Origin of the sequence: Pseudomonas extremorientalis (assembly GCF_001870465.1) — a bacterium.
GTDB lineage: Bacteria > Pseudomonadota > Gammaproteobacteria > Pseudomonadales > Pseudomonadaceae > Aquipseudomonas > Aquipseudomonas extremorientalis.
Genome location: NZ_MDGK01000031.1, coordinates 208,016 through 233,521 on the forward strand (window position 1 = coordinate 208,016; position 25,506 = coordinate 233,521).

The 25,506-nt window shown below is 57.9% G+C and carries 19 protein-coding genes and 1 pseudogene; 6 read left to right on the forward strand and 14 right to left on the reverse strand.

Annotated elements, in window-relative coordinates:
• Window positions 1-56 precede the first annotated feature (56 nt).
• Together ettA and gdhA are read left to right on the forward strand one after the other, a co-directional pair.
• On the forward strand, window positions 57-1,721 hold the full coding sequence (ettA, locus tag BFN10_RS12775; protein WP_071489964.1) for an energy-dependent translational throttle protein EttA: 1,665 nt from the start codon (window positions 57-59) through the stop codon (window positions 1,719-1,721).
• A 246-nt stretch (window positions 1,722-1,967) separates the two neighbouring features.
• Window positions 1,968-3,305, forward strand: coding sequence for an NADP-specific glutamate dehydrogenase (gene gdhA, locus BFN10_RS12780; RefSeq protein ID WP_071489965.1), 1,338 nt, complete (start codon window positions 1,968-1,970; stop codon window positions 3,303-3,305).
• On the opposite strand, the gene BFN10_RS12785 is transcribed toward gdhA, so the two are convergent.
• Window positions 3,302-3,790, reverse strand: coding sequence for a GreA/GreB family elongation factor (locus BFN10_RS12785; protein WP_071489966.1), 489 nt, complete (start codon window positions 3,788-3,790; stop codon window positions 3,302-3,304). The genes gdhA and BFN10_RS12785 overlap by 4 nt on opposite strands.
• A gap of 70 nt (window positions 3,791-3,860) precedes the next feature.
• The gene (locus BFN10_RS12790; protein WP_071489967.1) at window positions 3,861-4,217 is read right to left on the reverse strand and encodes a hypothetical protein; all 357 of its coding nucleotides are present in this window, start codon (window positions 4,215-4,217) and stop codon (window positions 3,861-3,863) included.
• Between the two features lie 427 nt (window positions 4,218-4,644).
• Between BFN10_RS12790 and BFN10_RS12795 the strand changes: the two genes are divergently transcribed.
• A complete protein-coding gene (locus BFN10_RS12795; protein WP_071489968.1) occupies window positions 4,645-4,935 on the forward strand; it encodes a DUF3077 domain-containing protein in 291 nt (96 codons plus the stop codon).
• Between the two features lie 187 nt (window positions 4,936-5,122).
• Here BFN10_RS12795 and BFN10_RS12800 read toward each other — a convergent pair whose 3' ends face one another.
• From BFN10_RS12800 to BFN10_RS12815, 4 genes are all read right to left on the reverse strand, one after another.
• Complete coding sequence (locus BFN10_RS12800; protein WP_071489969.1) at window positions 5,123-6,208, reverse strand: type I restriction endonuclease; 1,086 nt, start codon at window positions 6,206-6,208, stop codon at window positions 5,123-5,125.
• 216 nt (window positions 6,209-6,424) lie between these two features.
• Window positions 6,425-6,724, reverse strand: coding sequence for a chorismate mutase (locus tag BFN10_RS12805; RefSeq protein WP_071489970.1), 300 nt, complete (start codon window positions 6,722-6,724; stop codon window positions 6,425-6,427).
• A 158-nt stretch (window positions 6,725-6,882) separates the two neighbouring features.
• Window positions 6,883-8,736 carry an Lnb N-terminal periplasmic domain-containing protein gene (locus BFN10_RS12810; protein ID WP_071489971.1) on the reverse strand — a complete coding sequence of 618 codons (1,854 nt, stop codon included), beginning with the start codon at window positions 8,734-8,736 and terminating at the stop codon, window positions 6,883-6,885.
• 93 nt (window positions 8,737-8,829) lie between these two features.
• Window positions 8,830-9,318: a DUF3015 domain-containing protein gene (locus BFN10_RS12815; protein ID WP_015885974.1), complete on the reverse strand. Its 489-nt coding sequence runs from the start codon at window positions 9,316-9,318 to the stop codon at window positions 8,830-8,832.
• 267 nt (window positions 9,319-9,585) lie between these two features.
• On the opposite strand from BFN10_RS12815, the gene BFN10_RS12820 reads away from it, so the two are divergent.
• Window positions 9,586-12,024, forward strand: a complete 2,439-nt coding sequence (locus BFN10_RS12820) for a Lon protease family protein (protein WP_071489972.1) — start codon at window positions 9,586-9,588, stop codon at window positions 12,022-12,024.
• Window positions 12,025-12,276: 252 nt separating this feature from the next.
• On the forward strand, window positions 12,277-12,585 hold the full coding sequence (locus BFN10_RS12825; RefSeq protein WP_058427690.1) for a PA4575 family protein: 309 nt from the start codon (window positions 12,277-12,279) through the stop codon (window positions 12,583-12,585).
• A 3-nt stretch (window positions 12,586-12,588) separates the two neighbouring features.
• Here BFN10_RS12825 and BFN10_RS12830 read toward each other — a convergent pair whose 3' ends face one another.
• Window positions 12,589-14,412 carry a hypothetical protein gene (locus BFN10_RS12830; protein WP_083351507.1) on the reverse strand — a complete coding sequence of 608 codons (1,824 nt, stop codon included), beginning with the start codon at window positions 14,410-14,412 and terminating at the stop codon, window positions 12,589-12,591.
• Between the two features lie 166 nt (window positions 14,413-14,578).
• Between BFN10_RS12830 and BFN10_RS12835 the strand changes: the two genes are divergently transcribed.
• Window positions 14,579-15,067 carry a TIGR00645 family protein gene (locus BFN10_RS12835; RefSeq protein WP_071489973.1) on the forward strand — a complete coding sequence of 163 codons (489 nt, stop codon included), beginning with the start codon at window positions 14,579-14,581 and terminating at the stop codon, window positions 15,065-15,067.
• A 15-nt stretch (window positions 15,068-15,082) separates the two neighbouring features.
• On the opposite strand, the gene BFN10_RS12840 is transcribed toward BFN10_RS12835, so the two are convergent.
• The 7 genes and pseudogenes from BFN10_RS12840 to hsdR form a co-directional block, all read right to left on the reverse strand.
• Window positions 15,083-16,516, reverse strand: coding sequence for an ArnT family glycosyltransferase (locus BFN10_RS12840; RefSeq protein WP_071489974.1), 1,434 nt, complete (start codon window positions 16,514-16,516; stop codon window positions 15,083-15,085).
• 116 nt (window positions 16,517-16,632) lie between these two features.
• The gene (locus BFN10_RS12845; protein ID WP_071489975.1) at window positions 16,633-17,658 is read right to left on the reverse strand and encodes a hypothetical protein; all 1,026 of its coding nucleotides are present in this window, start codon (window positions 17,656-17,658) and stop codon (window positions 16,633-16,635) included.
• A gap of 112 nt (window positions 17,659-17,770) precedes the next feature.
• Window positions 17,771-17,980: pseudogene (locus BFN10_RS12850) on the reverse strand (DUF6124 family protein); the annotation flags it as partial.
• A 237-nt stretch (window positions 17,981-18,217) separates the two neighbouring features.
• The gene (locus tag BFN10_RS12855; RefSeq protein WP_071489977.1) at window positions 18,218-18,736 is read right to left on the reverse strand and encodes a cysteine hydrolase family protein; all 519 of its coding nucleotides are present in this window, start codon (window positions 18,734-18,736) and stop codon (window positions 18,218-18,220) included.
• A 398-nt stretch (window positions 18,737-19,134) separates the two neighbouring features.
• A complete protein-coding gene (locus BFN10_RS12860; protein WP_071489978.1) occupies window positions 19,135-21,480 on the reverse strand; it encodes a restriction endonuclease subunit S in 2,346 nt (781 codons plus the stop codon).
• A complete protein-coding gene (locus BFN10_RS12865; protein ID WP_071489979.1) occupies window positions 21,477-22,946 on the reverse strand; it encodes a type I restriction-modification system subunit M in 1,470 nt (489 codons plus the stop codon). The genes BFN10_RS12860 and BFN10_RS12865 overlap by 4 nt, the downstream gene beginning before the upstream one ends.
• A gap of 88 nt (window positions 22,947-23,034) precedes the next feature.
• Entirely contained in the window at window positions 23,035-25,401 is a 2,367-nt protein-coding gene (hsdR, locus tag BFN10_RS12870; protein ID WP_071489980.1) for an EcoAI/FtnUII family type I restriction enzme subunit R, read from the reverse strand.
• Window positions 25,402-25,506 lie beyond the last annotated feature (105 nt).

The following is a 25,506-nucleotide window of genomic DNA, read 5'->3' on the forward strand; positions in this document are numbered from 1 at the left end:
TGGCCTGGCACGGGCTTCGCCCGCTTAATTCATCAGTCACTGACGCTAGGTTCACCATGGCTCAATACGTCTTCACCATGCATCGGCTGGGCAAAGTTGTCCCCCCGAAGCGGGAAATCCTGAAAAACATTTCGTTGTCCTTTTTCCCCGGCGCCAAGATCGGCGTACTCGGCCTCAACGGTTCGGGTAAATCCACGCTGCTGAAAATCATGGCCGGCGTCGACACCGAGTTCGAAGGCGAAGCCCGCCCGATGCCAGACCTGAACATCGGCTACCTGCCGCAAGAGCCGATCCTGGATCCGACCAAGACCGTGCGTGAAGTGGTCGAAGAAGCCGTCAGCGTGATCAAGGACGCCCAGGCGCGCCTGGACGAGGTCTACGCTGCCTACGCCGAACCGGACGCCGACTTCGACAAGCTCGCCGCCGAACAGGCCAAGCTCGAAGCCATCCTGCAGGCCGGCGACGGTCATAACCTGGAGCGCCAGCTGGAAGTCGCCGCCGACGCGCTGCGCCTGCCGGCATGGGACGCCAAGGTCGAACACCTGTCCGGTGGCGAGAAGCGCCGCGTGGCCCTGTGCCGCCTGCTGCTGTCGGCCCCCGACATGCTGCTGCTCGACGAACCGACCAACCACCTGGACGCCGATTCCGTCGCCTGGCTGGAACACTTCCTCCACGATTTCCCAGGCACCGTGGTTGCGATCACGCACGACCGCTACTTTCTGGACAACGTCGCCGGCTGGATCCTCGAGCTCGACCGTGGCGCCGGTATCCCTTACGAGGGCAACTACTCCGGTTGGCTGGAAGCCAAGTCCGACCGTCTGGCCGCCGAATCCAAGCAGCAATCGGCCCATGAAAAAGCCATGAAGGAAGAACTGGAGTGGGTGCGCAAAGGCGCCAAGGCCCGCCAGTCCAAGTCCAAGGCGCGTCTGCAACGCTTTGAAGAAATGCAATCGCAGGAATTCCAGAAGCGCTCGGAAACCAACGAGATCTACATCCCGGCCGGTCCGCGCCTGGGTGACAAGGTCATCGAGTTCAAAAACGTTACGAAAGGCTATGGCGACCGCGTACTGATCGACAACCTGTCGTTCTCCATGCCAAAAGGCGCGATCGTCGGCGTAATCGGCGGTAACGGTGCGGGTAAATCCACGCTGTTCCGCATGCTGATGGGCAAGGAAACCCCGGATTCGGGCACCATCGAAGTCGGCGAAACCGTGCAACTGGCCTGCGTGGACCAGAGCCGTGAAGACCTCGACGGCAGCAAGACCGTGTTCCAGCAGATTTCCGACGGCTCCGACCAGATCCGCATCGGCAACTATGAAATCCCGTCGCGTACCTATGTAGGCCGTTTCAACTTCAAGGGCGGCGACCAACAGAAGTTCGTCAAGGACCTGTCCGGTGGTGAGCGCGGTCGCTTGCACCTGGCCCTGACCCTGAAGGAGGGCGGCAACGTCCTGCTGCTCGACGAACCGTCCAACGACCTCGACGTTGAAACCCTGCGTTCCCTGGAAGAAGCCCTGCTGGACTTCCCGGGTGCTGCCATTGTGATCTCTCACGATCGGTGGTTCCTTGACCGCGTCGCGACGCACATCCTGGCGTACGAAGACGACTCGCAAGCGGTGTTCTTCGAAGGTAACTACACCGAGTACGAAGCGGACCGTAAAAAACGCTTGGGCGAAGCTGCTGCCCAGCCGCACCGTGTGCGTCACAAAAAACTGGCCTGATCCGGGCTGGTGGTTTGAAAGAGCGGAGCCTTCGGGCTCCGTTTTTTTTGCCTGGAATTTGATGGTGCGTGCGGTTTGATTTGAATCCCTGAAAGGGTGCATAAAAGCCCCTGAAACTGGATATATTTATATAAAGCGCACCATTTAAATTCACAAATGCGACATTTTGCCCTGTCGCAGTGCGGAATGAATTGATAAAGTCCGGCTCAATCTCCGTTAACAATTAAAAATTTGCCGAGACTTTTCATGATCGAATCCGTCGAATCTTTCCTCGCCCGCCTCAAGAAACGCGACCCTGACCAGCCGGAATTCCACCAGGCCGTAGAAGAAGTCCTACGCAGCCTGTGGCCGTTTCTTGAAGCCAACCCCCACTACCTGACCTCGGGCATCCTGGAGCGCATCTGCGAGCCGGAACGCGCGATTACCTTCCGGGTGTCGTGGGTGGATGATCATGGCAGGGTCCAGGTCAATCGCGGTTTCCGTATCCAGATGAACAGCGCCATCGGCCCTTACAAAGGCGGCTTGCGCTTCCACCCGTCGGTCAACCTGGGCGTGCTGAAATTCCTCGCCTTCGAGCAGACCTTCAAGAATTCCCTGACGTCGCTGCCCATGGGCGGCGGCAAAGGCGGCTCGGACTTTGATCCAAAAGGTAAGAGCGACGCCGAAGTCATGCGCTTCTGCCAGGCCTTCATGAGCGAGTTGTATCGCCATATCGGCGCGGATGTGGACGTGCCGGCCGGTGACATCGGCGTTGGCGCCCGTGAGATCGGCTTCCTGTTCGGCCAGTACAAACGCCTGAGCAACCAGTTCACCTCGGTGCTGACCGGCAAGGGCATGACCTACGGCGGCAGCCTGATTCGCCCGGAAGCCACCGGTTTTGGCTGCGTGTACTTCGCCGAAGAAATGCTCAAGCGCAACAACCAGCGGGTTGAAGGCAAGCGCGTGGCGGTGTCCGGTTCCGGCAACGTGGCGCAATACGCGGCGCGCAAGGTCATGGACCTGGGTGGCAAAGTGATTTCCTTGTCCGATTCCGAAGGCACCCTGTACGCCGAAAGCGGTTTGACCGAGGAGCAATGGTCGGCCCTGTTGGAGCTGAAAAACGTGCAGCGCGGGCGCATCAGCGAACTGGCTTCGCGTTATGGCCTGGAATTCCGCGCCGGTAAAACCCCCTGGGAACTGGCTTGCGATATTGCACTGCCCTGCGCTACCCAGAACGAACTCGATGCCGAGGCCGCCCGCACTCTACTGCGCAACGGCTGCATCTGCGTGGCCGAAGGCGCCAACATGCCGACCACCCTGGAGGCTGTGGATATCTTTATCGAGGCCGGCATTCTGTTCGCCCCGGGCAAGGCGTCCAATGCCGGTGGCGTGGCGGTGAGTGGCCTGGAAATGTCACAGAACGCCATGCGCCTGCTGTGGACCGCCGGTGAGGTGGACAGCAAGCTGCACAACATCATGCAGTCGATCCACCATGCCTGCGTGCACTACGGCGAAGAAAACGGCCGCATCAACTACGTCAAAGGCGCGAACATCGCAGGTTTTGTCAAAGTTGCCGACGCGATGCTGGCCCAAGGCATCGTCTAGGCCTCGGGCTCGACCCGCAGCACTTCGATCAACTGATCGCCGACGGGGCGTTGCCACAACACCTCGTCGCCGACCTGGGCGCCCAGCAAGGCGCGGCCCAGGGGCGAACCCCAGTTGATCAAGCCTGCGCCGGCATCGGCCTGGTCTTCACCGACCAATTGGATGCGTTGCTGTTCGTCCAGCTCATTGGCGAAGGTCACCCAACTGCCGATCTGCACCTTGTCGGTGGACGTTGCGGGTGCCACCACTTGGGCGCTTTGCACCCTTTGGTTGAAGTAACGCAAATCCCGCTCAAGATCCGCCTGGCGCTGTTTATCGTCTTTGGCGGATTCCAGGCCATATTCGTGCTGCAACTGCGCAACCTTGGCCTGCAACTGCGCCAGCCCTTGCGCGGTGAGGCGGTTGGGTTGCTCGCTGACCTGGCGCTCCACCGGCTGGTCGGCCTGGGCGGCGGCGTTGTCCTCGTTTACAAAAGCTCGGCTCATGACGTTCTCCCTCAATGGAGTTTGGGCCATGATCGCCGCGCATTAGTTTCGATGGATGTCTGAAAGCGACCTACTGCGAACGATAGGCCCTGGCGGCGTCGCGGTCCTTTTCGTGTTGCCAGGCGCGTTCGCGGTCATCCCAGTGATTGTCCTTGTAGTCGCGCAGCTCTTCGTTCTCGCGCATGGCCTTGCACTGGCGAAAGCCATCTTCCCAGCCCTCGGCGTATTCACGGACCTTGAGATAACGCGGCACGTTCTTGCGAAATTCCCCGCTGATCACCCCGGCCGCCTGGCGACCGCTGCTGCACCCGTCATCGAAACCATCGGCAAACGCCGGTGGGTAACCCTTGGCCAACAACTCTTGATGGGTCGACTGGCAACCCGCCAACACCACCACTGCACACAGCATTACCGCACACCGCCACATGGCGTACTCCCTGGCCGTTTCACGGCTGATAGGGGAAGTCTAGAAGGGTAATTGTCGGGGAGGTGTGAAAGGGAGGTGAGAATGGCGTTGGGTTAAAGGGGCATCAACGACGATTCGCTTTAAATTGCAGGACGTTTCCTAGAGAATCTCTGGCCTATTGTGCCGTACCGTTTGGATCATTAGCCTCTTTGGGTCGCTGCATATCAGCGACCGGGTTTAGCGATCCGAGCCTCAAGAGTGGCACCGCTCCCAACAGTATTAGCTGGCATCTGTTAGCTTTTAGCGTTTTATGGCGGCTGTGTGCGGGAGACTTTTGAGTCTACCCGGGGTGCTCTCAGACCCGGATCGCTAACCTGCACACAGCTGCCACCCTCTTCATGTTTAGCGATGTGATCTGGTGGCTCGACTTCACAAGAGAGCAATCATCATGAGCAAAGTCGTCCCTGATCCACCCTTGTCCGCAATCACCACACTCGGTGTCGTCACTTTCGGCGACTACGGCGAAAACGAAAAACTGCTGTTTCGTGTCAATTCCGGCATGCCGATTGAGGAAGCCTTGGAACACGCCTCCACTTTGCTTTTTTATTCCAAGAAACTCGCCATGGAAGCCGCGATGGATGTACGTGGCGAGCAATACGCCTGGGCGGCGCACTATCTGTGTGAGATGGGCAAAGCCGTAGTGGATGACCTGACCCAGGCGATGACATCTGCAACTTAAGAGGTGAAATTGCTTCTGTGGTGAGCGGGCTTGCTCCGCGTTGGGCTGCGCAGCAGCCCCAATAAAGAGTAGCGCGGTGTGTCTGGCACTCCTCAATTGATTGTTATGGGGCTGCTGCGCAGCCCAACGCGGGGCAAGCCCGCTCGCCACGGGGTTATCGACGGCTGAAAATATTCCGGTGCGGCCTTCAGTCGTAATAACCCACTGTTTTTTTCAGTTGATCCGCGTATTCGTAAATCTCATCAATGGATGAAATGGCGTGCCGGGTTTCATTTTTTTCCTCGTCGAATATCCCGAGGTATTTTTGGCTGCGATTGAAGTGAAGACGGCAGATAGGCTTGCGATTGTTGTCGTCCAGTAATATCCCAAAATAGCTTTGGGTATCGCGTTGAACGATTCGTTTGGCATCTACAACGGAGCGTACGACAGCGCGGACGATGTGATAGCCCTCCAGTTCTTCAAGCGTCGTCAGGATCTTGTCTTCCGATTCGTCTCGTTCCTGAAGATCCGTATTTGCGCTGTTCGTGACGGTCAATGAAGCTATCGTCGGTTGAATTACCCCGCTCATGGCCGACTTGAGTCGATCATTGATCTGGTCATTCAGAAACTGAGCCAAGGCTTTACGTGTCAGTTCGAAAAACTGCTCACGGACTCTCTGAGTGATGACTCCCTCGTAAACGCGGGAGGCAAAGAATTTAACGAAGTCGTCTTCCGGTTTACTGACTTGAGCGCCAATCAGCTTCTTGAGCTGGCTGACATATTTCAGCTCTCCCGCAGCGCTGATGATTGAATCGACGTCGAAGGCTGACTTGGTCAGCTTTATCAACTCCGGTACGGAGTATTCATCAATGTCCAGCAGGTCTAGCTCAAGAAATGGCTTTTCGTCCATTTTATTCGGTGCGTCCAAGTCAGTAAAAAACCGATAGACCTGGCCGTTGGTGAGAATTGAGATTCTTGCGCTGGTGACATGAAAATACCGAAACAGTTGCGAGGCATGATTGATGCTCAGTGACTCGCCGATCTTTTTGCATTCAATGAGTATCTGAACTTCACCGTCTTTCATGATGGCGTAGTCGATTTTTTCACCTTTCTTCGTCCCGACATCGCAGACAAACTCAGGCGTCACCTCCTGCGGATCAAACACGTCATAACCCAGTACCGTGTTGATAAACGGCATTACAAAAGCATTTTTGGTCGCTTCTTCTGTTTGAATGGCCGGGCCTTGCAACCGAACCTTAGCGGCCAGACTGGTGAGCTTTTCGAAAAATTCCATAGTAAGACTCTTACCTATTCAGATCCGTGTATAGACGTGATGGCAATTTGATTGCTACCCGAGATTAGACACAAATCCCCATAAAGCGAGGCTTCGTCGGAGCAAGTTTTCGATGACTCAAAAAAGCTAAAAAAACCGCAAGATTTCCTTCTTAGTAATCAGGGGCTTGAGGATGGCTTGTGAGTTTGCTGTGTAGGCGAATAATTTGGGTAATTCTTAGCGAGTTTCCGTGAACGCAGCATGCTCCGCCAATTCCTGCTGGATAAACGCCGCAATCATCGCGCGATACACCTGTTCCGTGACCTCGGGATTGGCACCCACTGCCTGGGATATCTCCCGCACCTTGGCGATTACCTGTTCAACCCGTTGTGGGGCCTTGACGCTGTCCGTGTCTTTCTTGAAGCGCGCGGCCTGGGAGACGTAGCCGCCACGCTCGGCCAGCAGGGTGACGATCTGCTGGTCGAGGCGGTCGATGTGGGTGCGGACTTCTTCGAGGCTGGTGCAGTTAACGGCCATGTTGGTGGGGCTCCTTTTAGAAGAAACTGAATAGACGCTGACCCAATGTGGGAGGAGGCTTGCCTCCGATGGCGGCGTGTCAGGCGATGGATATGTGACTGATGCACTGCTATCGGGGGCAAGCCCCCTCCCACAGGCTGATCTCGGCCAGGCTTTAGTCAGTAGTGATACCACTTCACTTCAAGCATCACTTCATTCACTGGGGTCGATAGGTGGCTGTACTCGCGCTGTGCACTCAGGCGTAGCCCCAGGTTGCGCGACAATTCCCACTGTTGATTCAGGCTGATACTGCGGCGCACTTCGCCATTGGTGAAGAAGTCACCCTTGGCTTCCAGGCTCAGGTTGCCCAGCGGGTTCTTCCACAGCACGCCGGTGTTGAACCCGGCCGCCGGGGAGATGGCTTCGCTGAAGTCGTTGTTGTGCTCCACGCGCACGGTGCCGAGGGCGAAGCCGAGCATGTCGTCACTCAACTGCCAGGTGCCGCCGGCGCCGCCGTTGACGTGGGCGACCAGGGTTTCGTCGTCGTGTTTGCCGGGCACGCGTTCAAGGCCGCCAGTGACTTGCCAGGACCACGGCTGCAACAGGGCGTTGCGTGGGGTCAGGGAGCGGATGGTGGCCAGGTCCAGTTGCTGCAGCTGCCAGTGGTTGCCTTCGTACTGGCGCAGTTTCATTTGCAGGATTTCGATCTGTGCGCCGAGGGGGAAACCTTCAGCGTTGTCGTTGAGGTCGTGGTAGGCCATGCGCAGGCCGTATTCGCCGAAGGCCTTGTCGCCCCGGGTGCCGATGCCGGCTTGCCAGGTGCGCGATTCGTGGCCGTTTTCCGGCAGGCCGGGCGGTGTGATCTTGAGGTCGGGCGCCGGGTTCTGGTTGATCGCGCGCAGCAGTTCGAAGCTGCGTTGGGAGCGGACGGTGTCGCGTTCCAGGCCGTTGGCGCGGTAGCGGCCGAGGCGGTAGGCGGCGTCGATGATCAGGGCCTGGCGGTCGCGGGGCAGGGCTTTGAAGGCCGGCTCCTGCAATTGCTGCTGGTCATCGCTGACCTTCAACACCCATTGCTGTTCGTCGCTGTCCAGCGGCTTGGCGCGCTCCAACAGCTCGCGTTCGCGGGACGGGCGGTAGTCTATCCTTTCCACCAGGCCCGCATCTTTCACGGCCTTGACCGTGTCGGTCGGGATGGCGGTCAGTGGAAACTGTTCGGTCAGGCGCAGGCCGGGGCGGGCCACTTGCAGCAGTTCGAGCAGGCGATAGGAGCAGTTTTCGTCGAAAAAGAAGTAATCGAACTGGATCTGCTTGAGCTCCCACACGTGCTCGACCATGCGCTCGGTCTCCACCTGGGTGAGGTTGAGGCGGTATTCCCACAGGTCGCGGTTCTCAAGGCTACGGTATTCGGAGAGTTTTTCCTGGTAGGGCACCAGGGCGAACAGGCCGGGATAACCACCCATCAGGCCTTTCCAGGCATAGAGGATGCTGTTGTCGGAGCCTTCGATATAGGCACCGAAGTTGATCGCGTAGCTGAGCAGGGCGGTGTTGTTGCTTTGCACGTCGGCCTGGTCGATGCGCAGCAGGGTGTGGCCGAACATCGACGACGGGCTGTTGAGGTAGGCCGCCGGGAAGATCATCACCGCGCTGTGAGGGGCGACGTCCTTGAACCATTGCTTGAATTCCGTGCAGTCCACGGCGGGCAGGTCAGTGAGGTGCAACTGATCCTTGAGCCAGCGGGTACGTGCGGGGTAAACGCATTGGGCATGTTTTTCACCCAGGCTGACCGGCGCGTAGAGCGCGTCAACGGTGGCCTTGAGTTCGGCGTCCGGGTGGTGGGCGCCATCGGCTGCGAGGAAGAATTTCTTGTCGCTGACATAACTGCGCCAGCCACTGATTTTGCCGGCTTCATAATGGCCGAGGGACAGCCAGAACGGATCGTTGGCCAATTGCTGCAAACGTTGATCATCAAGATGCGGTGCCGCGTACAGCGGGGCGCAGGCGAAGAGTGCCGTCCAGGCAAAGCGTTTGAGCATAGGGGCAACTTAAGTCGGAAATAAGAGAGACCCAAAGGGGAGGCGGGCCCAAAAATAAAACCCGCGCCTTAAGCAGGCGCGGGCTGGACGAGCTTAAGCCTGGGTAGCGTATTTCGCCAGACGGGCATCGCTTTTCAGTACAGCAATGGTGTTGTTGTGCACGTCGTCAGCGGTCACGTCAGCCTTGCTGAAGATCTGCTGGAAGTGCTCGTGGGTCACGGCCGCGAAGTGTTCGCGATCTTCCGGGGCCACGCCCAGTACCACGGCGTAGGTGGTCAGCGCTTCGCCATTACCCTTGGCCATGTCTTCGGACAGCTCGTTCATCATGCCATTCATGGCAATCCACGATTTGCCGCCGTAAGTCAGGGCGCTGTTGGTGCTGCAACCGTTGGTGCCCGAGGTCATGCCGAACGTGGCGTTACCCGATGTACCGTTGGTGGTGGAAGCCAGGAAGTGAGCTGGAGTGCCGCGCTGGCCTTCGAACAACATGTTGCCCCAACCGCAGTTCGGGCCACCTGGTGCTTCTGCCATTGCATTGAGGGAGACGACGGTGAAGAGAGTACCGAGAAGGATCCGTTTCATAGCTTTGTTCTCTTTGTGTGCAAACCAATGGACAAGGGTTCAGGCGCATCGCGGCGCCCTAGGGGCCAGTTATTAGTCCAACCCGCGCAGTTTGGAGTTTAGGCATGTTCCAAGGGTTCCGTGCATTTTTCTAAAACATTCGATGATGACGCGATATTTTTGCAGGGCGCGTCCCGTGTCTATGCTTTCCCATAGGCGCGCCTTGCCAGAGCGCGTAACCGGGAGCCAGAATGCCGTCATCTGCCCCGCCTGATGTAAGGAAGCCCGATGCCTGATCCTGTTGCTGCCAGCTTGCGTCTAGCGCCCGAAGCGCTGACTCGCCCTTTCTCCGCTGAACAGTTCAGCTTCTCGACCACCAATGATTTGGAGCCCTTTCGCGGTGTGCTTGGCCAGGAACGTGCGGTTGAAGCGTTGCAGTTCGGTGTGGCCATGCCACGCCCCGGTTACAACGTGTTTGTCATGGGCGAGCCCGGGACCGGTCGCTTTTCGTTCGTCAAACGCTACCTGAAGGCCGAAGGCAAGCGCCTGCAGACCCCGTCGGACTGGGTCTATGTAAATAATTTCGATGAGCCTCGCGAGCCGCGTGCTCTTGAATTACCGGGCGGCGGTGCGGCGGCGTTCATCAACGACATCAACGGTCTGGTCGACAACCTTGTCGCCACCTTCCCGGCAGTCTTTGAGCACCCGACTTATCAACAGCGCAAGAGCGCGATCGACCGCGCCTTCAACCAGCGCTACGACAAGGCCCTGGACGTGATCGAACGCCTGGCCCTGGAAAAGGACGTGGCGCTGTACCGCGACAGCTCCAACATTGCCTTCACGCCGATGCTCGACGGCAAGGCGCTGGACGAGGCCGAGTTCTCGCAGCTGCCGGAAGCCGACCGCGAGCGCTTCCACACGGATATTTCCGAGCTGGAAGAGCGCCTCAACGAAGAGCTGGCCAGCCTGCCGCAGTGGAAGCGTGAGTCGAACAACCAACTGCGCCAGTTCAACGAAGAAACCATCACCCTGGCCCTGCAGCCTCTGCTTGCGCCATTGTCGGAAAAGTACGCGGAAAACGCAGGCGTCTGCGGCTACCTGCAAGCCATGCAGGTGTACTTGCTCAAGACCGTGGTCGAGCAATTGGTGGACGATGCCAAGACCGACGCCCAGGCGCGCAAGCTGCTTGAAGAGCAGTACTGCCCAAGCCTGGTGGTGGGCCATCCGGTCAACGGTGGCGCGCCGGTGGTGTTTGAGCCGCACCCGACCTACGACAACCTGTTCGGCCGCATCGAGTACAGCACCGACCAGGGCGCGCTCTACACCACCTATCGCCAGTTGCGCCCGGGCGCCTTGCACCGTGCCAACGGCGGCTTCCTGATTCTCGAAGCCGAAAAAATGCTCGGCGAGCCGTTCGTGTGGGACGCCCTCAAGCGCTCCCTGCAATCGCGCAAGCTGAAGATGGAATCGCCGCTGGGCGAACTGGGCCGCCTGGCCACCGTGACCCTCAACCCGCAGATGATCCCGTTGCAGGTCAAGGTGATCATCATTGGTTCGCGCCAGTTGTACTACGCGTTGCAGGACGCTGATCCGGACTTCCAGGAGATGTTCCGCGTACTGGTGGACTTCGACGAAGACATCCCGATGGTCGACGAAAGCCTGGAGCAGTTCGCCCAATTGCTGAAAACCCGCACGTCGGAAGAAGGCATGGCACCGCTGACCTCGGACGCGGTGGCGCGGTTGGCCACCTACAGTGCCCGGCTGGCGGAGCACCAGGGGCGCTTGTCGGCGCGTATCGGGGATTTGTTCCAGCTGGTCAGCGAGGCGGATTTCATTCGCCATCTGGCAGGCGACGAGATGACCGATGCCGGGCATATCGAACGCGCACTCAAGGCCAAGGCCACGCGTACCGGGCGGGTGTCGGCGCGGATTCTTGACGACATGCTCGCCGGGGTGATCCTGATCGACACCGCCGGTGCGGCGGTGGGCAAGTGCAACGGGCTGACGGTGCTGGAGGTGGGCGATTCGGCATTCGGTGTGCCGGCGCGGATTTCCGCCACGGTGTACCCGGGCGGCAGCGGTATTGTCGACATCGAGCGTGAGGTCAACCTCGGCCAGCCGATCCACTCCAAGGGCGTGATGATCCTCACCGGTTACCTGGGCAGCCGTTACGCCCAGGAATTCCCGCTGGCGATCTCGGCGAGTATCGCGCTGGAGCAGTCCTACGGTTATGTGGACGGCGACAGTGCCTCCCTGGGCGAAGCGTGCACCTTGATCTCGGCCTTGTCGAAAACCCCGCTCAAGCAGTGCTTCGCCATCACCGGCTCCATCAACCAGTTTGGTGAAGTGCAGGCGGTGGGCGGGGTCAACGAGAAGATCGAAGGGTTCTTCCGCCTCTGCGAAGCGCGTGGCCTGACCGGTGAACAGGGCGCGATCATTCCCCAGGCCAACGTCGCTACGCTGATGCTGGATGAGAAGGTGCTGCAGGCCGTGCGTGCCGGGCAGTTCCATATCTATGCGGTGCGCCAGGCGGACGAGGCGTTGAGCCTGTTGGTGGGCGAGGATGCCGGTGAGCCGGATGCCGAAGGGCAGTTTCCGGAAGGCACGGTGAATGCGCGGGTGGTAGAGCGGTTGCGCGCGATTGCCGAGATGATCAGCGAGGATGACCTGAAGGAAGCGGAAAAGGAGTTGGCGCAGGAAGCGTTGGCGGAAGCCAAGCCCATCTGATGGCGACGTGAATTGTGGCGAGCGGGCTCGCCACAACTAGCACCATAGCCACAACAATCCCATCACCACATGACGGGTAAAACCGTCATGAATTTGGCGCGACTGTAAGACCAACGCCCGTTGGTCCCTACAACCTTGGTTTGTCGTGGTTTTCTTCTATTCTGTGCTCAAGGGATATCCACAGGAGTCGCGGGATAGAAACAGCCTCGCCCCAGGCGCAGGTTGAACACCGATCTACCGAGGGTCGCCGCCATGCCGCGCAACCTTTGCCTTACCCGCCAGTGCTTTGGCCTGGTCACCCGTATCGAATGTTCCATTCGCCCTCTTGCGGGGGATAACGGGATGTGGACCTTGTTGTTTGCCGCCGGAATGACCGGTGAACAGCCGTCCACCATCAAGTCTCAAGGCCCGTTCCCCGGGCCCTTCGTCGCGGAAAACATGCTGGAGTCCATCGTCGACAGCCTGACCCAGCACGGCTACGAGAAGGCGGGTGACCCGCAGATCTGGTGCCTGCACATGCAGGCCCATCTGCGACAGCTCAATGGTGACACCCAGCACTGACCTCTATTTGCTCTCGGGTTTGTCCAACTTGACCTCGAAGCCATATTGCACGGTGCTCAGGTCGGTGCGCTGGTAGCTTTCCAGGGTGGTCGGCCGGCCGTAGAAGTAGTGCACGTCAAACAGCGCCGTGCCGTATTCCTCGGCGCGGTGGCTGACGCCGAGGATTTCCTTGAGGTAGTTGCCGCTGGCGTCCTTGGCGTAAAAGCGCCAGCTGTCGGCGGGGAAGGCCTTCTGGTCGACGATCAGCGCGTTGTCCTTGAGCGACAGCCCCTTGGGCAGCTTGGCCACGTCGATCTCGGCTTTGTCGATGGTCGCCAGGAACAGCGGAATCGAGCCCACCACATACGCCGGGTTTTCCGGGAACAGGTTCAGGTCGTAGGTGAGGGTGCCGCGTGCCGGGTTCAGTTCAAACGCCTCGGCCGGCAGTTCGATCGGCTCGCCGCGTTCGCCTTTTTCGTCGGCGGTGAAGAAGGTCACCGGTGATTCGCTGCTGTTGCGCTCGCTGCCCACCAGGTCGTCATTGAAGGTGAACGGGTGGTCGAACACGATGTGCGCAGCGCTGGCGTCTTCAACCGACTGGCTGATGGTGACGCTGTTTTTCAGCTGATCCTCGGTCATGCCCGCGTCTTTGAGCCAGCTGGCGGCGCCGTCGTCATACACGGTGACCGGCATCGGCAGGGCCTGGACGGTGTTCTGCAGGCTGTTCTTGTCGAAGCGCATCACGGGCAGGTCGAGGTCTTTGCGCGTGCGCGTGGCGGTGGAAAAATCCAGTACGTTGACCTGCAGGTTGTCGATCACGCCATTGAAATACACCTTGGCGTAATGGCTGCTCTGTTTGTGTTCGAAAGCTTTTTGTTCCTCGGTGAGCTGTTTTTCGAACGCCTCCGACCAGGCTTTCTGCTTTTGCATCTCGGCCAGTTGTTTTTCGTAGAACGCCACCTGGGCGCTGCTTTCGTTGATCGAGCCCGACCGGGTGAGGAACTGCCCGGTGCTGTCCCGCGCCTGCACCAGCAGCGGGTTGGGCGATTCGTCACCGACTTCAGGCGCCAGCGGTTGGCTGTTGGTCAGCTCGATCTCGGCGTAGTTTTTTTCCAGGAGCAACAGGTTGAGGGTGATGTTGCCCTCGGTGCGCTTGTGGCCTACGTCTTTTTTCGACAGATCAAAGGTCAACACCTTGCCCGGCGCGACCACTTCCACCGTGCCCTTGAGGCTGACGGGCTGTGGCTGGCTCTTGTTTTCCGTCTCGATGCCGTCGATGAACGGGTAGGTCACCGTCAGGTCGTCGGGGTTGGTCAGGTTGGAGCTGCTGGGGCTCAGCTGGATACCCGGATCGGTTTCCGACCATTCCGGCTGGAAGGGGATGACCTTGTTGTTGCTCAGGGTCACCGACTGCCATTCCAGGCCGTGGGGGAAGGGGAACTGGTCAGGCATGTTGAAGTTGAACGGGAACACCGGCTGCAAGTCGGTCAGGTAGTCGGAATGGGAGCTCTTGCGCAGCACGAACAGGCCATTGATGTAGGTGTCCACCAACGCCTGGGGCGTGGGGTAGTGCTTGAGCAGGGCCAGGGAGTCTTCGCCGTACTCGGCTTCGATGGGCTTGCTGGCGAGTTTGACCCGCGCCCGCTCCAGTAACAGCAGCGAACCGCCCAGGTCGGCGACGGCGTCACGCAGCTTGGGGTCCTGGATGCTGTCCAGGGAGTGTTCGAACTTTGCGGTTTTCTCTTCGAGGGTGGTCTGCTTCTGCTCGTCACTGGGGGAGCAGCCGCCAGCCAGCAGCAATGCCGCGCACAGGCCGATACTGGCCAAAGGGGATCGCACATCCATCATCTGAGTTTTTCCTGTCCGACGTCATCGAGCCGAGTTGTTATTGGGCTCGACACTAGCAGAAAAATTCTCTTACAGATGCCGCACAGGTCAGTTTTCTCGTGGTTACAGCTGTCTTGTAGCGGCTGGTATACTCGCCGCCATTTCTAGCCAAGCTGTGTGAGATCCAATGGAACGCTTTATCGAAAATACTATGTACGCCTCACGCTGGCTGCTGGCGCCTATCTATCTGGGGCTTTCCCTGGGCCTGCTGATCCTGGCGCTGAAGTTCTTCCAGGAAATCATCCACGTCCTGCCCAATGTGTTTTCCATGCTGGAAGCTGATGTGATCCTGCTGCTGCTGTCGTTGATCGACATGGCCCTGGTCGGCGGCTTGCTGGTGATGGTGATGATTTCCGGCTACGAGAACTTCGTCTCGCAGCTGGATATCGATGAAAACAAAGAGAAACTCAACTGGCTGGGCACCATGGACTCTTCGTCGCTGAAGATGAAAGTGGCGGCGTCCATCGTGGCGATTTCGTCCATCCACTTGCTGCGCATCTTCATGGACGCCAAGAACGTCGATCCGCAGCACCTGATGTGGTACGTGATCATCCACATGACCTTCGTGGTCTCGGCGTTTGCCATGGGTTACCTGGACAAGGTCACCAAACACTGATGCCCTGCGCCGGCCTTACTGCTCCACAAAGTAGTAAGGCTGGCGGTTGATCGACATCTGCTTGATCACCTTCACCGGGGTGGCCAGGTCATTGGTATGGTCCAGCAACGCAATGTTGCCGGGCTTGGCGCCGAGGTAGTTGTGCAGCTCGGCCTCGGTCTTCAGGATCGGCAAGTAGGCCTGCAGATAGAACACGCTGGCCCCGGCGATGCGTTCGTTGGGCTGGAACAGCACCACCTCCCTGCTTTCATCTTTAAACGCCTGAACCTGGCTGATCACCGGGACGAACGACTGGCGCACATCGGCCTTGGGCGCAAACCAGAACGCTGCAATCAGATAGCAGCCCACGGCCAGGGTGAACACGCCGCCCACGAGGGTTCTGTGATGTGTGTAGAGCGCAGGTTTGCGGGTTTTCAGCCACGCCAGCAGCACCCGTGCATATTCCGCGGCCAGTACGGCGGCGGCCGGGGCCAGTGCCATCAGGTACACCGTGCGTTTGCTCGAGGCCAGGGTCAACAGGGTGAACTGCGCCACCAGCCAGACGCTGAAGAACAGGTGGTAGCGGTTGCGCACCAGGCTTTTGCGGAAATGCCACAGGCCCAGGTACACCAGGATATTCCACGGCAGGAACGCCTCGGGCAGCTTGGCGATGTAGTAGTAGAACGGCTCGTAATGGCCTGCCTCGACAAACGAACCGCTGAAACGGCCGACGCTGTTGGTCAGCAGCACTTCGGCCACCGCTTGCATGCCGCCACGCTGGAACAGGAAGCCCAGCCAGATCACCAATGGCACCAGCGCCAGCAAGGTGAACAGCGCGGGCTTGAGCCAGTCGCCAAGGCGCAGGCGCTTGTCCATGAGGCTGGTGCTGACCAGATATACAAAAATCACAATGCCCGGCATCGCCAGGCCCAGCACGCCTTTGCTGAGGGTGGCAATCACCATCCCTGCGGTAAACAGTGCCCATGCGCCTGTGCTTGACCCTTCACGATCGGGCCGCACGGCCTGGTAAAACCCCAGCAGTGCGGCGGTCACGCCGAGGGTGAGCAGCGAATCCTCACCCACACCGCGCGCATTGCTCCAGTAACTGGCCATGGTCGCCAGGATCAGCGCGGCGCTGAAGGCCAGCGTCTGCGGCCGGCCGAACCTGCGCAGCATGGTGTAAAGCAGCATTACGCTGAACAACCCAGCAAAGGCCGAAGCCAGGCGCACCGCCCAAGTGGTGCCGCCAAACAGGCGAATCGCCCCGGCATCGATCCACAGGCTCAAGGGTGGTTTTTCCAGGAACGGTTCACGAAACAACTGGGGCACCACCCAGTTATTGTCCAGGTGCATGGCCATGGCGATCCCGGCCACGCGGGCTTCGGTGGAGCCTTGCAGCTCGTGGTTACCCAGGGCAAAGAAGAACAACAGACCAGCAAGCAGGAACAGCAGGGGAGCGGGACGCGTCATGGAGTGTGGCTACCAGGGCAGGAGGACCGTCCGGGGGAACGGTCATTGCAATGGGCTAGTATCCGTCGGCGTTTCTGAATATTTCGTGAACGAATGTGGGTTTTTTGTAAGGCCGGTCACGGCGCCATCAGGCTGGGCAGTGCGGCTCTACCTTCCGGGCTCAGCACCGGCTCCAGTTGCTCCCAGGTAAAACTCAGTTCGTTATCGCAGCCATCACCCTGGGCGGGCGTCGACAGTTGCAGGCCCTGGGTGTTGAAGCTCAAGTCGAACGAGGAATAACTTGTCACGGCTGGGCACCCTTCGTCGGTGGTGGTCTGCCTGGCCAGCCAGCTGCTGAAAGCGGCCGGCAACTTGACCTGGCCCGAGTAGGGCGTGTCCCATTGCTCATGGCCGCCCAACCACGTCCAGGGGTCGACCTTTTCACCGGTTTGCAGATTCCAACTGTGCAGGCCCCAACTGATGCCCCCGCGTCCGTAGCCCGCCGACCAGCGATAGAACCGCACGGTGATCCAGTGCGATGACCAGTAGAACGGCTCCACCGCGATCTCACTGGTGGTGGTGCCGCCGCTCTGGTCCAGTGAGTTGCGCCGCTCCCTGTAGAAATCGGCCTGGCCGTCCGGGTTGATGGCCATGCGCGCGAGCTCTCGGTTGATCTTGTCGATGGCCGCACCGTCGCCTTCAAGTTTCAGGATGACCTGGCCTCCTTGGGTCTTCACTTGATAGGCGTGTTCGGCGAAGGTTTTCCGTTCGACCTTTACCGCGGGTGGCACGGCTTCAAGCGCATTGTTATAGGCATCGCTGGCGCAACCGTCCGTGTCCCTGCGTTTCAGCACCAACGCGAGGCTTTTACCCTCGAGGGATTTGCTCCAGGTACCCGTCAACGTGTCGCCTTGGGGATCATCCAACTGCCAGAACCCGGTTTGCCCTTCTTCAACCCATGGCTCACTGGCGTTGACCTGAGTGAGCTGAATGGGCGTGAGAATCCTTTGATAGTAATAACTGCCATTGGCGCCGTGGGCACCGTTGAAACACACGGTGATCGCGGATTTACCCAAGGTGCCTGTCCAGACACCGGCCAGGTCGGCGGCGGTGGCAAGCAGAGGAGCGCAGGCAAGGATGAGAACGGCGAGAGGCTTGAACACGGGTATCGGACTTCCGGATGTCTGATAGAGGAGAGCAGGGTAATCGCAAGTGTGGTGGGATTCCAGACGCACAACAAAAGGCCGAGTCGCTGAACGCGTCTCGGCCTTTTGGTTACTGGAATGTTTGTGTGTCTTGAGTGAGCACCAGCACGCGCTCAACCAACAACTCGCCCAGCACGATCAGTTGCTGAGTGGCCAGCAGCTTGTGACGGTACGCGCCTTCGAGTTCGAAGGCCAGGTCGGTGGTCATGGCGTTGAGAGAGGCAAGGGTTTCGCTGGCTTGGATCAGCAGGGTTTCGGGGGAGATGTCTGGGGCGACTGTGCGCGGGTTAGCAGACCAGGCATCAAGGAACCCGGCGCATCCGAAAGTGCCCCACGCACAGCCGCCATAATACGCACCAGCGGATGCTGAAAGCTTCGCAAGAACGGATGGTGGCTTTGCAGGCGACTGGGGGAGGCTAGGCGTGTTGGTTGGAGTGCGCTAGTTCATCAATAGCGCGGCATCTTGCAGGGAAATTCCGAAGCCCGGCCCTGTTGACCTCCCCGTCGTTAGGCTCTGTTAAAAGCTCCAGTCCTCAGCCCGAACCAACTGGCAGAACGGCCCGTTGAGCGTGGCATTGTGATGAGCCACGATGGCCTCGGCTTTCATCAAGGGCGTATCAGAACAGGTATGACCGTCGGCGATAAGCACCGCATCGAAGCCAAGATCACGCGCGGCACGGCAGGTGCTGTCGACGCAGTATTGCGTTTTCATCCCAGTGACGACCACGCCGGTGGCGCCGTTGGAGCGCAGACTGCTAGCCAGATCAGTCATTGCAAAAGCGTTAGGCCGACGCTTTTCGAAAACCACTTCTCCACCCAGCAACTTCAGTTCCTCTGCAACCAGCGTAAGCGGGCTGCCCGGCTCGATTGGCGAGCCAACGGGGCCGATGTGACGCGCGAGAAAAATCGGCGCGCCTGCGCTGCGGGCTTTGTGCATCAGGGTATTCAGCGTTTCCAACAGCTCGTCGCAGCGCCAGGGTTTCTCCGGGCCGTGAATGAGTCCGACTTGGATATCGAGTATCAACAGGGCGTACATGGGTGCATCTCCTTGCGTGTGAACCAGCGACACAAGGGCATAAAAAAGGCCCTGTCCATCGCTGGCGGGCCTTTGAAGTTCGTTGATTATTGGCTCACGACACCTCGCACGCTCCGCTTGATGCGGTCGTGGTGGTGGTTGTCGAGGTGAGGCAATGGGTTGTCATGGGGCGACACTAGCATTGTGGTTGCTGGAATGCCAGGTACAACAAAAGACGTCTGTGGATGTCTCTTTTCGTGCCGGGGTAATCTGAACTGAGTTTTTAATTATTTGATTTAATTGATTAATATTGGTTTGTAAATTTCTTTGGAATACCGATTGGAACACCGAGAGAAGCCGGAATGAGCAATATGCTTCGTTTCTGTATCTTGCAAAGGACGGCCAAGGGGGGCATCTGTTTACTCGAAGCCGGGCAAGCTGAGCATGCCACCTTTGGTGCGCTTGCCAAAGCCGGTGGGCATTAGGATCTTATGTTTTTTCATCTCCGCAATTACCGCCAACCATTCGGTTTTGCCAAAGCGCAGCTTTGTGTCGTTCCAGCTATGCATGACTTCGTTCACGATGGCTTCATCGGAAACCAGGCGGCCTTCGAGAATAAAGTCGTTCCAGGCGGCATAAAGCGTCACAGTCATTTCGCAACGATCAGTATCCCAGTCCCGCATTAGCTCGATGACCTGCTCAATGGTGGCCCGCTCAGCGACCGACCAGGCGCTGCTATATGCCTGCCGATGCTGCCCAGCTTGGGACAGCGGGCGGTAAGCATGTCCAACAGTCTCGCGCTCGATGCGCTCATACCACTGATGGGTTTGCATCTGGCCTTCAACCTTATTCATCAACTGGCGATCATGAGGCCCCGCGGCATCGCGCAAGTATTCCCCTTGGATAGCGGAGAGCCCAGCTGCGTGCTCGGCCAAGTAAATCACTTTCTGCAGCTTGCGTTGTCCAAAGGTGCGCTGGTTATGAAGGCGGTGAGTGACTTCTGCGGCGAGCAGAGTACGGGCTGCTTGCTGGTGCGTACCAATGGGAGTCTGTTGGACATTACCGGCAAGAGCACGTTCGACCAAGGTGCTGGCTAGCTGTTCGTTCAATTGACGAGCCCGAGTTAGGCGGGTTTTGAGTTGGTTACAGAAGACCATTAGCTCCTCGACTTTGGCGACTATGCGGTGTTGTTCGGCGAGAGGCGGAATTGCGATCAAGAAATTAGCAATTTTACGCAAAACAAGGTTTTTATTACCCACTCCTTCGGTGCCATCTGCAGACTGTTTTTTCACAAATGGCGATCCTATCAGTAGTTGTAAGTAGTTAACGTTCAGATGGTCCCAAGGTGCTTTAATCAATCCAACACTTACAAAGATACTAAAAGGTTGATCCGTGTCGACTATGACGGGTACGCCCGTAGTGCCGATTTTCGTGAGCAGGAGATCGCCACGCTGCGGGTGGCAACGCTTCGAAAGTAACTCATGTGCTTCCTCAGAAATAAATCTTGTAGCTGTAAAGTCTAAGGTACCTCCGCTCATATCCTTCACAGATAGAAACGGTATTCCAGCGTCAATATATGTTGGCGTGTGGTGCGCTCCATCAGTTATCTGAAAAGTAATATTAGCAAGTCGCGTCCACTCCCAACTTGTTGGTATTTGGAAGGATTTATTCACCCCGTCAATCGGATCCGCTTGTTTTGGTCTCTTAAGTTTTCCCGTTTCGATCTGACGATTTTTTTCACGCTCAATTTTTTTAATCAGCTCACCTGCAGGCTCATCGCTAGGATCTTGCGTTAACAGCTTGCCCATCACGGCTAGTTGCAGCAGGGTTTGCTTGAGGGCGCCGATGCTGGGTTCGGTAGTGAACAGGGTGTGGAAGTGTTCGGCCAGGCGTTGCCAGTTGGCGGCGAACTCGGTGGCATCCCTAGCCTGCGTCAGGCTATCGAGCAGCGCTTGTACCAGTTGGGCGTGGGCGTTTCCGGCGTCGGCCTGCTGGGCTTCCAGGCGGTCGCAAAGGGTCATCAGCTCATCGACTTTTGCGACGATGCGGTGTTGTTCGGCGAGTGGGGGCAGTGGAAACGGATTTGCTTCAACAAAGTCTTTGGGCAATCGTTTCTGACCTGCTGTCCCTGTCATCTTGGTTTCGCCAACAAGCAAGAACTGCGGAGATTTCAGATAGGCCAGTACGTATCTAGGATCAAGAGTTCCGGTAACAGGACGAACAATGTGCAGCTCAGTCGTACCTGCGCCTAAACCATTCACGAGATTGGAAAAGACGCATGCTTTGCTGTTCTCAAAGCAAGGTGTGATTTTCGCCACACCAATATCCCCCTCGGCAAAATGCGTGAAACCTTGCTTCACTTCACCCCACAGACGGGGCTCTTGCGCATGCTGATCGTCGAAGCGTGTACCAATAAAAGTCATAGGCACAAACGAGACTTCAAGTGAGTCTGTTGCAGCATTGCGGGGGTTAACAAATGCCACTTGCACCAATGAACTCCACTTCCAACCTGCTGGCAATTCAAACGGCTGTGCTTCCTCGTAAATCATGGTCAGCGGCTTCTGCTTCTTAAACTTCCCCTCAGCTACCAGCCGCGCCTTCTCCTCGGCAATCCGCTTTAGCAACTTATTGGCCGGCTCATCATTCGGATCTTGCGGTACCAACTTGCCACGCACCGCCAATTCCAGAATCAGTTCACGCAGTTTCTTAATGCCGTTGGGTGCTCCGGCCAATAGCGGCAGATTATCGGTGAGCAACGCCGTCATACCTGGCGCTCCAGGGCTTCAGCCAGTACTGCTTTGAGTTGGTCGCGCAGATCGCCGATCTCGCCTTGTAGAGCGGCATAACTTCGCAGCAGCTCCTCCGGGTCGTGGTTAATCAGTTCTCCGATATGTGGATTTTTGCAGTCGAGGTTCCAGTTGCGTGTTTGCAGATCTTCGACATTGACCTTCCAGGCGAATTCGTTCTCCACCCGAGTCGCAAAGCCGTCGGTCTCGCTGCCCCACCAGGTTTCCTCGACGGCGAACTCTTCGATGCGCATGGGGCGGGTCTTGGAGTAGTTCTTAACCCCGGCCGGGTATTGGTGTTCATAGAACCACACCTGTTTGGTCGGCGTGCCCTTGGTGAAGAACAGCAGGTTTGTCTTGATGCTGGTGTAGGGGTTGAACACGCCGTTGGGCAGGCGAACGATGGTGTGCAAGTTGCACTCGGTCAGAAGCTTTTCTTTGATCCGGCTTTTAATTCCTTCACCAAACAGAAAACCATCGGGCAGTACCACGGCTGCGCGACCACCGTCTTTCAGTAGCTGCATGATCAGCACCAAAAACAAATCGGCGGTTTCTCGGGTGCGGAAAGCGGCGGGGAAGTTGGTTTCGATGCCATCTTCCTCCATACCGCCGAACGGTGGGTTAGCGACGATGCAGTGCACGCGCTCGCTTGGGCCCCAACTGATCAACGGCTTGCTTAGGGTGTTGTCGTGGCGGATCTGGTTGGGCACCTCGATGCCGTGCAGGATCATGTTCGTGGTGGCCAGCAGGTGCGGCAGCGGCTTTTTTTCCACGCCGAAAATGCTGGCCTGTAGGGTGCGTTCGTCTTCGGCGGTTTTTACATAGCGGCTGCGTTTGTGTTCAATGGCGCAAGTGAGAAAGCCACCGGTGCCGCAGGCCGGGTCCATAACCTTTTCGTCCAACTTCGGATCGACCATACGCACCATAAACTCGGTGACAGGGCGCGGGGTGTAGAACTCGCCAGCGTTACCAGCGTTCTGTAGGTCTCGCAGCAGTTGCTCGTAGAGGTTGCCGAACTCGTGGCGCTCCTGAGCCTTGTTGAAATCCACGCCCCCCTGAATCTTGTTGATCACCTGGCGCAGCAACTGCCCGGACTTCATATAGTTGTACGCGTCCTCAAACACGCTGCGCACTACAAAGGCCGAGGGTGTGTTGCTGTACTCGTGCAGGTTCTGCAGTTGGGGGAACAGGTTGTTGTCGATAAAGTCCTTGAGCGCATCGCCGGTCATGCCTTCCGGATCGGCGGCCCAGGTACGCCAGCGGCAGCTGTCGGGAATTGGCGAGCGGTAGTTGTCATCCATTAGCTCCCATTCCAGCTCGCGGTCATCGAAGATCTTCAGGAATAGCAGCCAAACCAACTGGCCGATGCGCTGGGCGTCGCCGTCTACGCCAACGTCTTTGCGCATGATGTCCTGGATGGACTTGATGGTGGAGCTAATGGACATGAAGTTCTCTCAACGCGTACCGCAAGGGGGACGAAATTCTACAGGATAGTGGGGGCGGCTGCTTTGGCAGGTCGTCGGCAGATGGCCGTTAGCTTGCGTAAAGTTCGTCTTCCAGTTCATGGATAGCCTTGTTGTAGCCAGCCTTGCCGCCAAAGGCTTTGACCAACTCCATGGGCGCGCCGAACTGGCTGAATGGGTCGAGCTGCAGGATTTTGATGTCCTCGATATGCTCGACGCCAGTATCGGCGTACTTATCCACTAAGGCCTCTAGAACCTGGCGTGCTGCGCCAGAATACTTGGCGAAATAGTTGCGCTTTTTCACCTGCTCGGCTCGCTCACGCCGTGATAGGGCAGGCTGATCGAAGGCGACGTGGCAGATCAGGTCGAACGGATCGAGCGACTTGCCCTGTTTCTTTTCCACTTCTTCGGCCAAGGCTTCCCACATCACGCCCTGGACGGCCATCTCCTCGATGATGACTTTCTTTTGTTCGGCATCACTCCAGCGCCGGAGGAAGTCGTCCAGCGAGGCGAACTGCTTTTGCACGCAGGCGCGGGTGTAGTCGTGCAGCGATTCGGTGATCAGTCGGCCATCCGGGCCGTAATACTGCACACGCTCGGCGATGACATAAATCGGGACGTTGTCGATGACGTACTTGATGCGTTTTTTGCCCTCATCTTCGCCGGTAAAATCCAGGTCATCGCCCTCGTTATCGTTGCCTGCGCTTATGCCATCTTCATCGGCAAGCGGGTCATCCGGCGGTACGGGGGAGTCACCACCTTCGGGGGCGTAGATCACCACCGGGTCGCCGTCGAAGGCTGGGTCGGCAAACAGCTCGGTGGCCTTTTTGAAGTCCATGATGGTGAACCAGTACTTGCCGTAGTCCTCGTTGATGCGAGTTCCACGACCGATGATTTGCTTGAACTCGGTCATCGATTTGATGTGCTGGTCGAGCACGATCAGCTTGCAGGTCTGAGCATCGACGCCGGTGGTCATCAGCTTGCTGGTGGTGGCAATTACCGGGTAGCGTTCTTCCGGGTTGATGAAGTTATCCAGCTCAGCCTTGCCTTCCTGGTCATCGCCGGTGATACGCATGACGTATTTGCGATTCTCGGCCACGCGCTCAGGGTTGAGGTTGACAAGCGCCTGGCGCATACGCTCGGCGTGGTTGATGTCGTCGCAGAAGACGATGGTTTTTTGAAACGGATCGGTAGCCTTGAGGAGTTCGGTAACTTTCTGCGCCACTAGTTGGGTGCGCGCCTCAATGACTAGGGTGCGATCCATGTCCTTGAGGTTATAGATGCGGTCTTCGATCAGTTCGCCGTTTTTGTCGAGCATGCCCTTGGGCGGACGCCACCCTTGCAGATCTTTGTCGAAGTCGATACGCACCACTTTATAGGGAGCGAGGAAGCCGTCCTCGATGCCTTGCTTCAGTGTGTAGCTGTAAATTGGCTCACCAAAGTAAGTGATGCTCGATACCTCTTTGGTCTCCTTCGGTGTGGCGGTGAGGCCGACATGGGTGGCGCTGGAGAAGTAATCGAGGATTTCGCGCCAGGCGGAATCCTCGGAGGCGCTGCCACGGTGACATTCGTCGATCACGATCAGGTCGAAGAAGTCGCGGGAGAACTGCTTGTAGATGTTCATCTCTTCATCAGTGCCGGTGACGGCCTGATAGAGCGACAGGTAGATTTCGTAGGAGGTATCAATCTGGCGTTTGGCGATTTTGGTCATCGCCTGGCCGAAGGGCTTGAAGTCATTGTTCTTGGTCTGGTCGACCAGGATGTTGCGGTCAGCCAGAAACAGGATGCGTTTCTTCTGTTTCGATTTCCACAGCCGCCAGATGATTTGGAAAGCGGTGTAGGTCTTACCGGTACCCGTGGCCATCACCAGTAGGATACGGTCTTGGCCACGCGCTACAGCCTCGACAGTGCGGTTGATCGCATTCATCTGATAATAGCGAGGCATGCGCCCGGAGCCGTCGTCATAGTAGGGCGCTTCGATTTTGTGTTGGGCTGTTGTATCCAGCCCCTTCCACTGGCAGTAGCGCTGCCAAAGTTCGGCAGGGCTGGGGAATTGATCAAGGGTGAGTTCTGTTTCTATCTGGCTGCCCGTGCCACTGCGGTCGTGAAACAGGAAGCCATCGCCATTGCTGGAGAACACGAACGGTACGTCCAGCGCCTCTGCATAGCCCAGGGCTTGCTGCATGCCGGAGCCAACGGAGTGCTTGTTGTCCTTTGCCTCGATCACAGCTATAGGTAGGTTGGCCTGGTGGTAGAGGATGAAGTCTGCACGGCGTGCTTCGCCACGGCTGTGAAGTTTGCCCCTGACGATAATGCGACCTTTGGTAAAGCTGACTTCCTCGCGCACCTGCTTGTGCATGTCCCATCCAGCTTGCTGAACGGCTGGGGCGATGTACTTGCTGCAGATGTCCCGCTCGGAAAGCGACTTTTTGTCCATAACCCCAATTCCCTTTCAAGCCGGCCTGGTCGCTCCATTCCGGCACTGCTGATCGTGCTCGATGGGCGTAAATGTACCTTGTTTGATAGTGGCACGGGGGAAGAT

What these genes read in the sequence shown, in the direction of transcription:
- ettA (WP_071489964.1), top strand. Translation starts at nt 57, where the DNA reads ATGGCTCAATACGTCTTCACCATGCATCGGCTGGGCAAAGTTGTCCCC.
- gdhA (WP_071489965.1), top strand. Translation starts at nt 1,968, where the DNA reads ATGATCGAATCCGTCGAATCTTTCCTCGCCCGCCTCAAGAAACGCGAC.
- BFN10_RS12785 (WP_071489966.1), bottom strand. Translation starts at nt 3,790, where the DNA reads ATGAGCCGAGCTTTTGTAAACGAGGACAACGCCGCCGCCCAGGCCGAC.
- BFN10_RS12790 (WP_071489967.1), bottom strand. Translation starts at nt 4,217, where the DNA reads ATGTGGCGGTGTGCGGTAATGCTGTGTGCAGTGGTGGTGTTGGCGGGT.
- BFN10_RS12795 (WP_071489968.1), top strand. Translation starts at nt 4,645, where the DNA reads ATGAGCAAAGTCGTCCCTGATCCACCCTTGTCCGCAATCACCACACTC.
- BFN10_RS12800 (WP_071489969.1), bottom strand. Translation starts at nt 6,208, where the DNA reads ATGGAATTTTTCGAAAAGCTCACCAGTCTGGCCGCTAAGGTTCGGTTG.
- BFN10_RS12805 (WP_071489970.1), bottom strand. Translation starts at nt 6,724, where the DNA reads ATGGCCGTTAACTGCACCAGCCTCGAAGAAGTCCGCACCCACATCGAC.
- BFN10_RS12810 (WP_071489971.1), bottom strand. Translation starts at nt 8,736, where the DNA reads ATGCTCAAACGCTTTGCCTGGACGGCACTCTTCGCCTGCGCCCCGCTG.
- BFN10_RS12815 (WP_015885974.1), bottom strand. Translation starts at nt 9,318, where the DNA reads ATGAAACGGATCCTTCTCGGTACTCTCTTCACCGTCGTCTCCCTCAAT.
- BFN10_RS12820 (WP_071489972.1), top strand. Translation starts at nt 9,586, where the DNA reads ATGCCTGATCCTGTTGCTGCCAGCTTGCGTCTAGCGCCCGAAGCGCTG.
- BFN10_RS12825 (WP_058427690.1), top strand. Translation starts at nt 12,277, where the DNA reads ATGCCGCGCAACCTTTGCCTTACCCGCCAGTGCTTTGGCCTGGTCACC.
- BFN10_RS12830 (WP_083351507.1), bottom strand. Translation starts at nt 14,412, where the DNA reads ATGATGGATGTGCGATCCCCTTTGGCCAGTATCGGCCTGTGCGCGGCA.
- BFN10_RS12835 (WP_071489973.1), top strand. Translation starts at nt 14,579, where the DNA reads ATGGAACGCTTTATCGAAAATACTATGTACGCCTCACGCTGGCTGCTG.
- BFN10_RS12840 (WP_071489974.1), bottom strand. Translation starts at nt 16,516, where the DNA reads ATGACGCGTCCCGCTCCCCTGCTGTTCCTGCTTGCTGGTCTGTTGTTC.
- BFN10_RS12855 (WP_071489977.1), bottom strand. Translation starts at nt 18,736, where the DNA reads ATGTACGCCCTGTTGATACTCGATATCCAAGTCGGACTCATTCACGGC.
- BFN10_RS12860 (WP_071489978.1), bottom strand. Translation starts at nt 21,480, where the DNA reads ATGACGGCGTTGCTCACCGATAATCTGCCGCTATTGGCCGGAGCACCC.
- BFN10_RS12865 (WP_071489979.1), bottom strand. Translation starts at nt 22,946, where the DNA reads ATGTCCATTAGCTCCACCATCAAGTCCATCCAGGACATCATGCGCAAA.
- hsdR (WP_071489980.1), bottom strand. Translation starts at nt 25,401, where the DNA reads ATGGACAAAAAGTCGCTTTCCGAGCGGGACATCTGCAGCAAGTACATC.